The sequence below is a fragment of the Acinetobacter sp. 22512 genome (assembly GCF_052044755.1).
Lineage (GTDB): Bacteria > Pseudomonadota > Gammaproteobacteria > Pseudomonadales > Moraxellaceae > Acinetobacter > Acinetobacter pittii.
Map to the genome: position 1 here is coordinate 114,144 of NZ_JBQENP010000001.1, position 13,764 is coordinate 127,907.

The 13,764-nt window shown below is 36.8% G+C and carries 13 protein-coding genes; 6 read left to right on the forward strand and 7 right to left on the reverse strand.

The window, feature by feature from the left end; genetic code table 11:
• Positions 1-249 precede the first annotated feature (249 nt).
• Both ACTJJG_RS00565 and ACTJJG_RS00570 read left to right on the forward strand, forming a co-directional pair.
• On the forward strand, positions 250-930 hold the full coding sequence (locus ACTJJG_RS00565; protein ID WP_032055990.1) for a hypothetical protein: 681 nt from the start codon (positions 250-252) through the stop codon (positions 928-930).
• Between the two features lie 362 nt (positions 931-1,292).
• Entirely contained in the window at positions 1,293-1,970 is a 678-nt protein-coding gene (locus ACTJJG_RS00570; RefSeq protein WP_032055988.1) for a DUF421 domain-containing protein, read from the forward strand.
• Between the two features lie 83 nt (positions 1,971-2,053).
• Here the strand turns inward: ACTJJG_RS00570 and eno are convergent, their stop codons facing one another.
• From eno to ACTJJG_RS00585, 3 genes are all read right to left on the reverse strand, one after another.
• Positions 2,054-3,343 carry a phosphopyruvate hydratase gene (gene eno, locus ACTJJG_RS00575; RefSeq protein WP_002121066.1) on the reverse strand — a complete coding sequence of 430 codons (1,290 nt, stop codon included), beginning with the start codon at positions 3,341-3,343 and terminating at the stop codon, positions 2,054-2,056.
• A 63-nt stretch (positions 3,344-3,406) separates the two neighbouring features.
• Complete coding sequence (gene kdsA / locus ACTJJG_RS00580; protein ID WP_002121042.1) at positions 3,407-4,264, reverse strand: 3-deoxy-8-phosphooctulonate synthase; 858 nt, start codon at positions 4,262-4,264, stop codon at positions 3,407-3,409.
• A gap of 30 nt (positions 4,265-4,294) precedes the next feature.
• Positions 4,295-5,932 (reverse strand): CTP synthase, encoded by a 1,638-nt coding sequence (locus ACTJJG_RS00585; protein WP_002121060.1) that lies wholly within the window; start codon positions 5,930-5,932, stop codon positions 4,295-4,297.
• Between the two features lie 223 nt (positions 5,933-6,155).
• On the opposite strand from ACTJJG_RS00585, the gene ACTJJG_RS00590 reads away from it, so the two are divergent.
• Together ACTJJG_RS00590 and ACTJJG_RS00595 are read left to right on the forward strand one after the other, a co-directional pair.
• A complete protein-coding gene (locus ACTJJG_RS00590) occupies positions 6,156-6,611 on the forward strand; it encodes a hypothetical protein (protein WP_032055984.1) in 456 nt (151 codons plus the stop codon).
• 240 nt (positions 6,612-6,851) lie between these two features.
• Positions 6,852-7,697: a metal-dependent hydrolase gene (locus tag ACTJJG_RS00595; RefSeq protein ID WP_025468387.1), complete on the forward strand. Its 846-nt coding sequence runs from the start codon at positions 6,852-6,854 to the stop codon at positions 7,695-7,697.
• Positions 7,698-7,759: 62 nt separating this feature from the next.
• On the opposite strand, the gene ACTJJG_RS00600 is transcribed toward ACTJJG_RS00595, so the two are convergent.
• From ACTJJG_RS00600 to ACTJJG_RS00615, 4 genes are all read right to left on the reverse strand, one after another.
• Positions 7,760-8,854 (reverse strand): YheT family hydrolase, encoded by a 1,095-nt coding sequence (locus ACTJJG_RS00600; protein WP_032055980.1) that lies wholly within the window; start codon positions 8,852-8,854, stop codon positions 7,760-7,762.
• Positions 8,855-8,873: 19 nt separating this feature from the next.
• Complete coding sequence (locus ACTJJG_RS00605) at positions 8,874-9,590, reverse strand: SGNH/GDSL hydrolase family protein (RefSeq protein ID WP_032055978.1); 717 nt, start codon at positions 9,588-9,590, stop codon at positions 8,874-8,876.
• 37 nt (positions 9,591-9,627) lie between these two features.
• Positions 9,628-10,035, reverse strand: coding sequence for a nuclear transport factor 2 family protein (locus tag ACTJJG_RS00610; protein WP_372552686.1), 408 nt, complete (start codon positions 10,033-10,035; stop codon positions 9,628-9,630).
• 71 nt (positions 10,036-10,106) lie between these two features.
• Entirely contained in the window at positions 10,107-12,131 is a 2,025-nt protein-coding gene (locus tag ACTJJG_RS00615) for an oxidoreductase (RefSeq protein WP_372552687.1), read from the reverse strand.
• 135 nt (positions 12,132-12,266) lie between these two features.
• On the opposite strand from ACTJJG_RS00615, the gene ACTJJG_RS00620 reads away from it, so the two are divergent.
• Together ACTJJG_RS00620 and ACTJJG_RS00625 are read left to right on the forward strand one after the other, a co-directional pair.
• On the forward strand, positions 12,267-12,827 hold the full coding sequence (locus ACTJJG_RS00620) for a PadR family transcriptional regulator (RefSeq protein WP_005069032.1): 561 nt from the start codon (positions 12,267-12,269) through the stop codon (positions 12,825-12,827).
• A gap of 2 nt (positions 12,828-12,829) precedes the next feature.
• Positions 12,830-13,747 carry an alpha/beta fold hydrolase gene (locus tag ACTJJG_RS00625; protein ID WP_002120883.1) on the forward strand — a complete coding sequence of 306 codons (918 nt, stop codon included), beginning with the start codon at positions 12,830-12,832 and terminating at the stop codon, positions 13,745-13,747.
• The last annotated feature ends 17 nt before the right edge of the window (positions 13,748-13,764 follow it).

A 13,764-nucleotide genomic window follows, 5' to 3' on the forward strand; every position in this document is an offset into this window, starting at 1 on the left:
ATTAATAATTATTCCTATTTGTTTAAATTAAATTATCAATGGTTCTAATCACTTATATATTTTCACTCTCTTCAAACCTTGTTTTGGTCATCACATCTTTTAAATTTATTGCTCTTTTCAATTAGCCAATAAAATGTTATGCAATAGTTTTATGATTAACTCAAAAAATAATAAACTAAACAGTATTTTCTTTTATATTTTATTATTCTTCTCAAACCTCTTAAGAGAGAATAAAAGGTACAAGTTGTAGTGCATAAAGTTTTAGCATTTTCTTTAGTAAGCTTAGGTTTGAGCGCTTGTAATAACCATACTGATGATAGTCCTTCTAAAATAATTAATACGAAGGACTATCAGAAGCAGCACAAACCAAATAATACTTATATATATGAATATAATGAAATTATTTATAAATTAAACACGGAACAAGACCAAACAACTGCTCACTTAAGATTTAAAAACTTATTGAAAAAGATACCTTCTAACGAGAACAATCTAAATATTTTAAAAACTAAACGCAAAATACTTGTACATTTAGGTTGTCTTAATGAAGCATATAGTGTTACCGAAAAAATACTAGCTAAAACAGATAGTTCAAAGCTACAAGAGATGCAATGTATTTTTTTAAGCAAAATGAAAAGAGACCCTTATCAAATAAAAGAATGCTATGAAGAAACTGCTAATAGTTATTTAACCGAGATAAATTTGATCCCAAAAGCTGCTTTAAGATATCAATATGCTTTATGGGGACACTATGCAGCGATGTTCAATGCTGGTCATATAGAATACAAAGACAAACTCCAAGAAATTATCGACTATCATAATATTGAAGATCACAAAAAAACTTATCAACAAATGTATAAAAATATTATGGATCCTCATGCTTTTCAAAAACGTTTAGATGCCATCCCCTATACCTCTAATTGTCGTTAAACTATCTTATTAAATATAATAAATTTTTGATTATTAATTATATTCACAGTCATATCTTTCTTAAGGAGAATTTATTTAATAATAAGAAACCACCCACAAAGTATATCTTTTATCTCCCATTTAAATACAAGCTCATATAAAGTAAAAGTACCTTTTTAATAGATCTACTTTGCAATAAATCAGCTTGGTCACGCTATCAACAGTAAACTTCTTCGTAGAGAATTAGTTGAAATAAATTTATAAAAAGTCACATATATTTCGAGCTTTTAACTAATAACTACCTAAAAAGTATATTTTTTTATTTTTTACTTTGTTAAGAATTTATAAGGATCTCTTCTAACTATTTTAATAAGGAGAAAAAAATGGATTTTTTTAATATTTTCATTGGTGACACGACTTGGAAATTTGTTTTAGAAATTTTGGTTCGATGTACCGTAATGTTCATCATCATTATTAGTTTTTTAAGATTATCCGGTAAACGAGGTATACGTCAGCTCTCCCTTTTTGAACTCGCAATTATTTTATGTTTAGGTTCAGCCGCCGGTGACCCGATGTTTACCGAAGACTTACCTATTGCCCATGCCTTCGTCGCGTTTGTTGTTATTCTTTTTCTTTATCGCTTTGCTACATGGAGTATGGTAAAGCATAAAAAAATTGAAGATTTACTAGAAGGAAAAGCGCTTTGTATTGTTAAGGATGGCCTTGTAGTCTACAAAGATTTCCAAAAACAATCATATTCTCATGATGAGTTTTTCTCAGAAATGCGTCAACAAAATGTTGAGCACCTTGGACAAGTAAGAACAGCTTTGTTGGAGTCGGACGGTATTCTCAGTCTGCTTTATTTTGAAGATGAAGATGTAAAATGGGGCTTGCCACTATTCCCTGATGCCTACCGTAAAGCCGATGTACTGAAAATTAATACTTTTTATTCCTGTATGAAGTGTGGTGAAACTAAAATTTTAAATAAAATCGATCAAGAATGTACCCGCTGCAAACATCACAGTTGGGCTAAGTCTTTAAAAACACGCCGATTAGGATAATAAAAAAGGTGCTATTTCCTATTAAAAACAGAAAATATCACCTTCAAATGTTAAAAAATTAATTTTAACTTTTTATTTAAAGATTAGTTTAAACCTTTAAATTCAGCTTTACCGCGGTAAGCAGCTTTAGTCAATTCTTCAATACGAAGTAATTGGTTGTACTTAGACACACGGTCAGAACGGCAAAGTGAACCAGTCTTGATTTGACCAGCAGCTGTACCTACTGCTAAGTCAGCAATAGTAGAATCTTCTGTTTCACCAGAACGGTGAGAAATAACAGTCGAATAACCATTTGCTTTAGCAAGATAGATTGCATCTAAAGTTTCAGTCAAAGTACCGATCTGGTTGTATTTGATTAAGATTGAGTTACCAACTTTTTCATCAATACCACGTTGTAAAATCTTAGGATTAGTTACGAACAAGTCATCACCAACCAATTGGATTTTATCACCAAGGATTGAAGTCAAGTAGCTCCAGCCTTCCCAATCAGACTCATCAAGACCATCTTCGATTGAGATAATTGGATATTGATTTACAAGGCCAGCTAAATAATCTGCAAACTGATGGCTTGTAAATGCACGGTTACCTTCACCTTCTAAAACGTATTGACCATTTTTGTAGAATTCTGAAGATGCGCAGTCAAGTGCAAGCATCATGTCTGAACCAGCTTTGTAACCAGTCAATTCAATTGCTTGTAAAATGATTTGAATTGCTTCTTCGTTAGAACGTAAGTTAGGAGCAAAACCACCTTCATCACCTACAGCAGTATTCAAACCTTGTTTCTTTAAAACTGATTTTAAAGAATGGAATACTTCAGCACCAGCACGTAAAGCTTCAGCAAATGAAGTGAAACCTACAGGCTCAATCATGAACTCTTGAATATCAACAGTGTTGTCCGCATGCTCACCACCATTTAAGATGTTCATCATCGGTACAGGCATTGTCAAAATTGTTTGACCACGAAGATCTGCGATGTATTGGAAAAGAGGAAGTTTCTTTTCTTCAGCAGCAGCGCGCGCAGCAGCCAATGACACAGCTAAAGTTGCGTTAGCACCTAATTTCTCTTTGTTTTCAGTACCGTCAAGCGCGATCATTGTATTATCAATGTCTTTTTGCTCAAAAACTGATTTACCCAACAAAGCATCACGAATCAACGTATTAACGTTATTAACTGCTGTACGAACGCCTTTACCTAAGTAACGCGATTTATCACCGTCACGTAGTTCTAAAGCTTCACGAGAACCAGTTGAAGCACCAGATGGTGCACATGCACGACCAACAACCCCAGATTCTAAAATTACGTCTGCTTCGATGGTTGGGTTACCACGAGAGTCCAAAATTTCACGTGCACGAATGTCAACGATTTGGCTCATGAACAATTCCTCTTTGAATGAATATGAGCTGCGGTTAAAGCAGCGTAAGGGTTATAAAACAACTCAATGGGTGTCTAACTTTTTGAATCCTTTAACTAAAGTATCCAATTCTTTTATTTGTGCCAAGAACGGTTCAAGTTGCGACATACGTAATGCACAAGGTCCATCGCATTTTGCATGTTCTGGATCTGGGTGTCCTTCCAAGAACAATCCAGCCAAACCAGTTGCCATTCCAGCGCGTGCTAAAGTTGTAATTTGAGCACGACGACCACCTGCTGAGTCAGAACGACCACCAGGGGTTTGTAACGCATGTGTCACGTCAAAGAAAACTGGCACATTCATTTCTTTCATTGTGTCAAAGCCAAGCATATCTACAACAAGATTGTTATAACCAAATGCTGAACCACGTTCACAAAGAATAAGTTTGTCGTTTCCTGCTTCTAAACATTTGTGCAGGATATGGCGCATTTCATGAGGTGCTAAAAACTGGGCTTTCTTAATATTAATAATAGCCTGTGTTTTCGCCATCGCCTCGACAAGATCAGTCTGACGACTTAAGAAAGCGGGTAATTGAATAATATCGGCTACTTCTGCAACTGGTGCAGCCTGATATGGCTCGTGCACATCAGTAATGATAGGAACATTAAAATGTTTTTTAATATCACCTAACCATTCGATACCTTTTTCAAGTCCAGGACCACGGAATGAATGTAGACTAGAACGATTTGCTTTATCGAAACTCGCTTTAAATACATAAGGAATATCTAAGCGTTTGCAAATATCAACATATGTTTCTGCAATTTCAAAAGCTAAATCTTTTGATTCAAGTACGTTCATTCCGCCAAATAATACAAATGGCAAATGATTTGCCATTTGTATATCGCCTAAACGTACAACTTCTTGTGGTTTTAATTGTGACATTTAAACTTTCCCAGTTTATTTAAAATCGCATTATTTACTTTTTTGATGCTGTGTTTTTGCAGCGTCAATAAAACTAGCAAATAATGGATGTCCATCACGTGGTGAACTTGTAAATTCCGGGTGGAATTGTACAGCAATAAACCAAGGATGTTCAGGAATTTCTACAGTTTCAACTAAATGTTGTGCTGAAGAGTAACCTGAAATCTTCATACCAGCTTGTTCAATCGACTCGATGAAACGGTTATTCATTTCATAACGGTGACGATGACGCTCAGTGATTTCAGCTTTACCGTAGACTTCACGTGTTTTTGTGCCTTCAACCAATTCAGATTTTTGAGCACCTAAACGCATAGTTCCACCTAGGTCAGACTCAAGGCTGCGTTGTTGTAATTCACCGCGCTCATCTAACCATTCAGTAATTAAACCAATGAGTGGATATTTTGTAGAACGATTAAATTCTGTAGAAGAAGCTTCTGGCATACCTGCAACATGGCGAGCGTATTCAATAACAGCCAATTGCATGCCTAAACAAATACCCAAGAATGGGATTTTGTTTTCACGTGCGTATTGAATAGCTTTCATTTTGCCTTCAGTACCACGCTCACCAAAACCGCCTGGAACTAAAATTGCGTCAGCTGTACTTAAAATAGATACGTCTTGGCTTTCAAGTTCTTCAGCGTTGACATAATCAATTTGTACTTTTACGCGATTTTTAATACCTGCGTGTAATAACGCTTCATTCACAGACTTATAAGCATCTGGTAATTCAACATATTTACCAACCATAGCTACACGTAAAGTGTATTCAGGATTTAGTAATGCTTCGACTACATTGTCCCAATCTTCTAGGTTTGCTTCTGGAAGATCATTAAATCCAAAACGCTCACAGATCAAGTCATCAACGTTTTGTTCATAGAATGTACGTGGGATTTGATAAATCGTTTTCGCATCTTTACATACCACTACAGCACGTGCTTCTACGTTAGTGAACAATGCAATTTTGCGTTTAGTATCAACATCCACATCATATTCAGTACGACAGATAAGAATATCTGGTTGAATACCAATCGAAAGCAACTCTTTTACAGAGTGTTGAGTTGGTTTTGTCTTAAGCTCTGCTGCAGATTTGATATATGGCAACAAAGTTAAATGCATAAGCATGGTTCTTTTATGACCAAGCTCAACCATTAATTGACGAACTGACTCCATAAATGGAAGTGATTCGATATCACCTACTGTGCCGCCAATTTCTACGATAGCAACATCGTAGCCTTCACCTGCGCGAAGTACACGTTCTTTAATGTTGTCAGTAATATGAGGAATAACTTGAACTGTACCACCAAGGTAGTCACCACGACGTTCTTTATTTAAAACGTCCTGATATACACGACCACTGGTAAAGTTATTAAGTTTGGTCATTTTCGCACGACGTAAGAAACGTTCGTAATAACCCAAGTCTAGATCAGTTTCGGCACCATCCTCTGTGACAAAAACTTCACCATGTTGGAAAGGGCTCATTGTCCCTGGATCGACATTAATGTAGGGATCCATTTTAACCATTGTGACTTTTAAGCCACGGGCTTCCAAAAGTGCAGCAACTGAAGCAGCAGAAATACCTTTACCTAGCGATGAAACTACACCACCAGTGACAAAAATAAAATGGGTCATTAAGTTTCTCGTACAATCAAGCCGAAATCGGCCTACAATGTTTGGCAATTTTACTGTACTCTGCCCCTATAAAGCAAAGTCAAACCGCATCAATTCAAAGATCATTAAACAACTGGCTATTCTATCAGCATTTTTAATAAAAATTTAGGTCAATCTCACATGATTTTTTCATTCTCTTTTGCTGTTATAATGCCAGCTCCTCAATTAAATGTTGTTTAGGACAATGGCAAATAAAAAACTTTTAATCTGTGCTGCAATTGCTGCTGGACTATTGTTAACCGCATGTGTCAAAAAAGAAACACCTAAAGAAGAAGAGCAAGAAAAGGTTGAAACTGCTGTTTCAGAACCTACACCTGCTGAACCTGCAAAATTTGAGTCTCTAGAAAGTGTTCAAACTGAAGAAGCTCAAACTCAGGAACCAACGCAAGTTGAGGTGCATCACGAAGAAACAGCAAATACGACAACTGAAATTCGCCGTGAAACTCGCCCTGCACAAGCTGAGCAAAATTCACAAACAAATGTTTCTGAGCAACCTAAAGCAGAACCAAAGCCAAAACCTGAACCTAAGCCTGAAGCAAAAGCAGAGCCAAAACCATCTAAACCAGCTGAACCAGCTCAAAGTGAAGATGATGCTGTTGCTGCTGCAATTGCGGCTGCTACTCCAGCGCTTAAGAACTAAGTTCGTATGCGATATGCCCAAATTGAACCATCAGTTTGGGCTTTTTAAATATTATTTAAGTTATCAACACAATAATAAGTTTTACTTTTCTTTCTATTTATCTTTAAAGTTTTCTTAGTTATCAATTAGGGACAATCTACTTTTTTCACTTCAAAAAACATTGACGATAGATATATGGCGATGTAGTTTTTCAACAAGTTCCTTTTTGGAACTTTAATTAAAAGAAGATTGGAGCCTAGAATGAATACAGTATCAAATCGTGTCCCCGCCTCATTTCCAGTCCGTCGTATGGACTATAATTTTGAAAATGTACCTCGCTACTGGTGTAATAATGAACCCACTTTTACCCATTATTTTACGGGTTTATCTACATTATTCCCTGAAGGTGAATCATATTTCGTTCGCTCTGTTCGAGCTTTACGCGCCAAAGCAAAGTCGAATGAAATTTTAGATCGGGAAATCAGTGCGTTTATTGGCCAAGAAGCAATGCACTCAAAAGAACATCATGCTTTTCATGTAAGTGCACAGCAATATGGTTTAGATCCTCAATCTTTAGAAAAAGTAACTGGCATCGTTTTAAAAACTATTGAAAAAGTTTTTAGTAAAAAATGGAATTTGCTTGTAACAGTAGGTCTAGAACATTACACAGCAGTACTTGTGGTTAGTATGATGCAATCCGTTAATGAATTGATGACGGACTCAACTATTCGCAATTTATGGCTATGGCATAGTATTGAAGAAACTGAACATAAAGCTGTGGCCTTTGATCTCTATCAACATTTATATGGAAGCGGCTTAAGTGCATACCTTCCTCGCATTACAGTCTTTACTTTAAGTCTATTTTTGATTACCGGTTTTTCAACAATTTATCAATTTGTTCTTATGAAACGGGATCATCAACTTTTAAATTTCAAATCTTGGCGTAAGTTCTTTAGTTTTGCGAATAAACAATATAGAACATTGATCCCCCAATTTTTTGATTATTATCGCTTTGATTTTCATCCCAACCAAACAGATGAAAAAGACCTCGTGGCTAGCACAAAAATCAAAATTGGACTAAAAGATCCCAAATTGCTTTTATCTTGATCTAATAAAATTATAAAGCCCATCTATTGAATGGGCTTTATTTAACTTATTGCAAATTACCGTTATTGTTTATGTTCGACCAAAAAATAATTTGATATTAATTTGGCAGCCCATGATGTACTTTTCCAACCTTCATAGAAGCCACAATGACTTCCTTTTTTTGTGGTGATTACCGCAATATTACTCATTTGCTGAATCGTTTCTTTGTAAGGTTCCAAATTTTTAATAGAACAGACAGGATCATCCTCAGCGTTAAGAATCATTAATGGTATTTTGACATTCTCAAATACATAAATTGGATTAATGGCTTGGCAATAGCTTTGATAATCTTCAAAGCCAGCCATTTCAAAATATTCTTTCTCAAACTCTTCCAGACTTGTGGTCGCCAGAACTTTTTCAATAGAAGAAAGTTGGTTCCATGTATTTTGATAAGGATGAATAAAATACTTGAATAACTTTTTGGTCATCATTTTGCTATAAAACGGATGAACATTTTTAAAGCCTATCTCTGTATTGTAGCCTGGACACATTGCAAAGGCAGCTTTAAATGGCGTGTCAGTACCTTGCTCTCCTAAGTAGCGAACCAGTAGTCCTGTTCCAGCAGAGGAACCTACAGCGTATAAATCCGATTTAGGAAACAAATTTTGAATATGTTCAAGTTGCTCTTTAAGATCGCTTGTTGATCCAAAAAGAGAAATCTGTGGTACAGGCATAGGTAAGCCAGCATGCCCACGGCGTAAGCATAGCGCTATTCTCCATCCTGTATAGTGATGTATATCTTTCACAAGTTCACGCATACTTTCAGGGGTCCCTGTAATGGTATGCATAATGACAACTGTTGGAGTATCTGAAGGAAGATCATAGCCATACCACGCGATTGCAGTTACGCCACCATCTTTCATGGTGAGCTGATCAATACGATCATATTCAAGCTTAATGGTTTTTTTTCTAATAATATCAAAATATAAAAGATGAACATGATTGTTGCTTAACCACGGTGTGGGCCGATATTTTTGCTTGAGCTGGGGCAATTTCTCCAGAATATCTTTTATTTTCCCATTTGGATCATAATAGATTTTTGGCTGTTCAGCACCTAATACCGAATCGAACAATTCTGAACCGAAAGCTTTAATTTTATTTAAAGTAGATATGCCCATTTTCAATCACTACCTCTGATTATGAGTTAAATGATTGCCGCACTAAGGCTGCAACCTGTTGTCCCCAAATTGCATAAATTTCCTTACTCGGATGAAAACCATCACTTGCCATAGGCAGATTCATCGCTTGAAAATGCTCAATATCATATTGAATGAACTTAAATTGGTTTTGTGATTCTAACCATTTATCTAGTACCTGATTCATTTGTTCCGCATATTTTCCAAACAACCAAGCCAATGGATTTGGTAACGCTGGGAAATGCTGCATTGGCGGAACACCAGAAACAATAATGAGCTTAGGCTGAAAACGTGCCTGTATATATTGAAATAATTGTTTTTGTTGTTTTATCCATGAACTTGCTGAGGTTAGTTTCGTGACATCATTAACACCAATCGACGTAACCACCACATCGTAATTTTGTTGCTCTAAATGCTGTACTGCTTGAAAAACCTGCTTAGTTGTATCACCTGTTTTTGCATGCAGTTTCCAGCGTATCGAATATTGATCTTGCAACTCAGAAATAATTGCACCAGATAAAGCATCTTTTTGGTTTTCTACCCCAACACCTGCTGCGGCAGAGTCTCCTAAAATAAGTAATGATAGAGGTCTTCCCTTGCCAACGGTGCCTTCTCTATCACCGCTTGCTTCTAGCAAGCGTGGTGTATTCTTACGAACCTTTGTTCCTTGTACAAACAGTACAGGAAGCAATACTAGAGTTGAAAGCTTTAACCACATTTTATTGATCTCTATCTTACTAAGCTATTTACTAAAATTATTGAGGTTGAAACTTAGCAATTCTTATACCCATTTGTTCAGCCAATGCAGCTAAGCCACTCATTGGACGTATCATTACTTCAAAATCAATAATTTTGCCTTGTTCATTAAAACGAATCATATCAATATCTTTTAATGATTTACCACTAACATTGGCACTGAACTCAAACACTACATTTTCACCGTCTTCTGTATAAAACTCACGATGATAGGTAAAGTCTTCGAACACCTGAATCACATTGGTAAGAATGAAGAAAACGACCTGCTTTCCTTCATAAGGTTTGTAAGCAACTGGTGAGCGAAAAACCACTTCATCCGCCAGCAAGTCATTTAGATCGGATAAGTTACCAGCCTGAACCATTTCATGCCATTTTTCTAAAGACTGTTTTGTTGTTTCGAGTGTCATTGTTTTTTATATCCTATAATTTAACCAAAGAAGTAATGGGCATTTCTCTTTAAAAAAATGCCCATAAAAATTTATAGTGTTGCTGCTAATTCAGCGCCTTGGCGTATTGCACGTTTTGCATCTAGTTCACCTGCCTCTTTAGCGCCACCAATTAAATGAACTTTTTTTCCATCTGTTTTTAACTGATCATACATTGCAGTAAATGACTCTTGGCCTGCGCAAATCACCACATGGTCAACCTCAAGTACACTTGGTTTCCCATCCATAATTATATGTAAGCCTTGATCGTCTACCTTGTCGTATTGCACACCAGCAAACATTTTGACCTGACGATTTTTTAGTCCTGTACGATGAATCCAGCCTGTTGTTTTACCTAAACCAGCACCTACAGCAGCAGTTTTACGTTGTAGTAAATAGATTTCTCGTTCAGATACCTCAACTTTTGGCTGTTTTAAACCACCTACATGTTCATATTGAGTATCGATTCCCCACTCTTCATAGAACTTTTCTGGATTTAAACTGCCACTTTCACCTTCATGAGTAAGATATTCAGCTGTGTCGAAACCAATACCACCCGCTCCAATAATGGCAACACGTTGGCCTACTGGCACACGCTCTTTTAAAACCTGCAAATAGCTCAGCACTTTAGGATGATCAATTCCCTCAAACTGTAATTGACGAGGTGTTACACCTGTTGCAACCACAATTTCATCAAAATTTGCTTGGCTTAATTCTTCGTAAGTTGCTTGATGGTTTAACACAAGTTCAATGTTTGGTCGCAATTCAATTTGACGACTAAAGTAGCGTAAAGTTTCGTAGAACTCTTCTTTTCCAGGAACTGTTTTTGCAATATTAAACTGACCACCAATTTGATGACTTGCTTCAAAAATTTTAACTTGATGCCCGCGATCAGCTGCATATACCGCAAAACTTAAACCTGCCGGACCTGCGCCAATAACAGCGATACTCTTTTTAACCTGAGCTTCTTTAAAGATCAGTTCAGTTTCATAACATGCGCGCGGGTTTACTAAACAAGTTGCAATTTTCATTGAGAAAATATGATCTAAACAAGCTTGGTTGCACCCAATACACGTATTAATTTCATCACTGCGGCCTTCACTTGCTTTCAAGACAAATTCAGCATCCGCTAACATTGGTCGTGCCATAGACACCATATCAGCATGACCAGATGCCAATACATGTTCAGCCATTTCAGGCGTATTAATTCGGTTAGAAGTAACTAAGGGAATAGACACTTCACCTTTAAGTTTTTCAGTAACCCATGTAAACGCAGCACGAGGAACTTTGGTTGCAATTGTAGGAATACGTGCCTCATGCCAGCCAATACCTGTATTGATAATTGTTGCGCCTGCTTTTTCAATTTCTTTTGCAAGCTGAATCACTTCATCAAAACTTGAACCGCCTTCAACTAAATCAAGCATAGATAAACGATAAATAATGATAAAATTTTCACCAACTAAAGCACGTGTGCGCTTTACAATTTCAATTGGAAAGCGGATACGGTTTTCATAACTACCGCCCCATTCATCATCACGATGATTCGTTCGAGCTGCAATAAATTCATTAATTAAATAACCTTCAGAGCCCATGATTTCTACGCCATCATAGCCCGCATACTGAGCAAGTTTGGCGCAGTTAGCAAAGTCATCAATGGTTTGTTGTACTTCGGCAGAGCTTAAAGCTTTAGGCTTAATCGGGTTAATCGGTGCTTGAATTGCTGAAGGCGCAACGTTATTTGCCTGATAAGAATAACGACCCGTATGTAAAATCTGCATAGCAATTTTACCCCCAGCTTCATGGACAGCTTGGGTAATCACTTTATGTTTTTCAGCTTCTTCAACTGTATCTAGTTTGGTCCCGTGGCTAAATACAACACCATCATCATTTGGAGAAACACCGCCAGTTACAATTAAACCCACATCACCTTTTGCACGCTCAGCATAAAACGCAGCCATGCGCTCATATCCTTGCGGTGCTTCTTCTAATCCAATGTGCATCGACCCCATAAGCACACGGTTTTTTAAAGTAGTAAAGCCTAAATCAAGTGGCTTTAATAAATGTGGATAAGCTGACATATTTTCTCCTATGGCTAGCAATAAGCTTGCTAATGCAACTTGTTGCATAAATTTATAATCAAATTTTGACTTTTATGCAACATGTTGCATAATCTCATGAGTCACACTTTACTTTTGCTTACAAACTGGATTGCCATGTCACTTCCTCATGTTTTATTGACCAGCTTGCTTGAACGTCCAAGTACGGGGTTTGAACTTGCCCGTCGCTTTGACCGCTCAATGGGCTTTTTCTGGAATGCCACTCACCAGCAAATTTATCGTGAACTCAATAACATGCTTAAAAAAGGCTGGGTTTCCACTTTAGAAAATGAAATGGATAATGGCCGAAAAAAAACCTATCAGGTCGAACAACTGGGTCGTATAGAACTAGCCTCATGGATGACGCAACAAAGTGAACCTGCACAGCTTCGTGATGATTTAATGGTTAGATTGCGTGCAGAAGCACAATTGAGCAATAATCAGATATTACCTGAACTGTTAAGGCATCTTGGTTTACATCAAGAGAAGCTCAAACTTTATCAAAGTATTTATGATAAAGATTTTAAAGACAGTGATGATCTAAATGACCGTGTGTTATACATCCACAAAATGATCTTAGAACTTGGAATTACGATGGAAAGTGAATGGATCAAATGGTTGGAACAAGTCATCCCTCAATTAAAACGCTTTGCCCAAGATAACCCATCTGGAGAATAGCTATGCCGTATTACACCATGCCCGATCGGGAAAATTTATTTGTACGCCGTGTTGGTCGTGGTGAGCCTGTTTTGGTTTTATCTGGCCTTGGCATGCAAAGTTGGCAGTGGCTACCGTTTATTTATGCAAACCGTAAAGAATATGAGTTTATTATTCCAGACTGGCGTGGTTTCGGTGGGTCAAAGAATTGTGCAATTCCCGAGCAAGATGCCATTTCTAGTCATTGGCAAGATGTTGCTCATTTGATAGATCAATTAAAACTCGATAACTTTATTTTGATGGGTTATTCAATGGGCGCGACAACTGCCATGCATGGCATGAAACACGCTCAACTTGCACAGCAGTTAAAAGCCTATTTACATATTGATCAGACACCCAAAATATCAGTAGATTCAACTTGGGAATATGGTTTATTCGGCCCTCTTCACACTCAGTTCAAACAACTATTAAATGATATTTATCAATTATTGCTAAAGCATAAAAACGCCAAATATCTTTATGAACTATCTCTTCCAGATCGACAAGAACTAGTCCGTCTATGGGTAGATTTTATTGAGTTACAAAGTAGCAATCCATTTAGTCCACTAGTTTTTAAAACAGCTTTAAAACAGCCTTTTCTACAAAAATACTTATTACCTATTCAACGTTTGGATTACTTGTTTTGGTATGTTGAAAACTATCTTTATCATAATGAAGATTATCGAGAAGCAATTCAGCAGTTAGCATGTCCTACCACTTTCTTTATTGGTCGTAATTCGACACTTTATCCAGAAACTGGTCAGACACTAATTGCACATAGCGTTGAGCATGCAAAAGCAATATATTTTGAACGTTCAGGCCATACACCTTTATTAACCGAGCCTAAAAAGTTTGGGCATGAAATCACTACATTCTTATCCGAACTCAAGCATGCTTCTTAAAAAACAAAGGGATCTAT

Bases quoted from the DNA above. Each gene is read 5' to 3' on its own strand.
- ACTJJG_RS00620 (WP_005069032.1), top strand. From the start codon at position 12,267: ATGTCACTTCCTCATGTTTTATTGACCAGCTTGCTTGAACGTCCAAGT.
- eno (WP_002121066.1), bottom strand. From the start codon at position 3,343: ATGAGCCAAATCGTTGACATTCGTGCACGTGAAATTTTGGACTCTCGT.
- ACTJJG_RS00600 (WP_032055980.1), bottom strand. From the start codon at position 8,854: ATGGGCATATCTACTTTAAATAAAATTAAAGCTTTCGGTTCAGAATTG.
- ACTJJG_RS00570 (WP_032055988.1), top strand. From the start codon at position 1,293: ATGGATTTTTTTAATATTTTCATTGGTGACACGACTTGGAAATTTGTT.
- ACTJJG_RS00605 (WP_032055978.1), bottom strand. From the start codon at position 9,590: ATGTGGTTAAAGCTTTCAACTCTAGTATTGCTTCCTGTACTGTTTGTA.
- ACTJJG_RS00590 (WP_032055984.1), top strand. From the start codon at position 6,156: ATGGCAAATAAAAAACTTTTAATCTGTGCTGCAATTGCTGCTGGACTA.
- ACTJJG_RS00595 (WP_025468387.1), top strand. From the start codon at position 6,852: ATGAATACAGTATCAAATCGTGTCCCCGCCTCATTTCCAGTCCGTCGT.
- ACTJJG_RS00585 (WP_002121060.1), bottom strand. From the start codon at position 5,932: ATGACCCATTTTATTTTTGTCACTGGTGGTGTAGTTTCATCGCTAGGT.
- kdsA (WP_002121042.1), bottom strand. From the start codon at position 4,264: ATGTCACAATTAAAACCACAAGAAGTTGTACGTTTAGGCGATATACAA.
- ACTJJG_RS00615 (WP_372552687.1), bottom strand. From the start codon at position 12,131: ATGTCAGCTTATCCACATTTATTAAAGCCACTTGATTTAGGCTTTACT.
- ACTJJG_RS00610 (WP_372552686.1), bottom strand. From the start codon at position 10,035: ATGACACTCGAAACAACAAAACAGTCTTTAGAAAAATGGCATGAAATG.
- ACTJJG_RS00625 (WP_002120883.1), top strand. From the start codon at position 12,830: ATGCCGTATTACACCATGCCCGATCGGGAAAATTTATTTGTACGCCGT.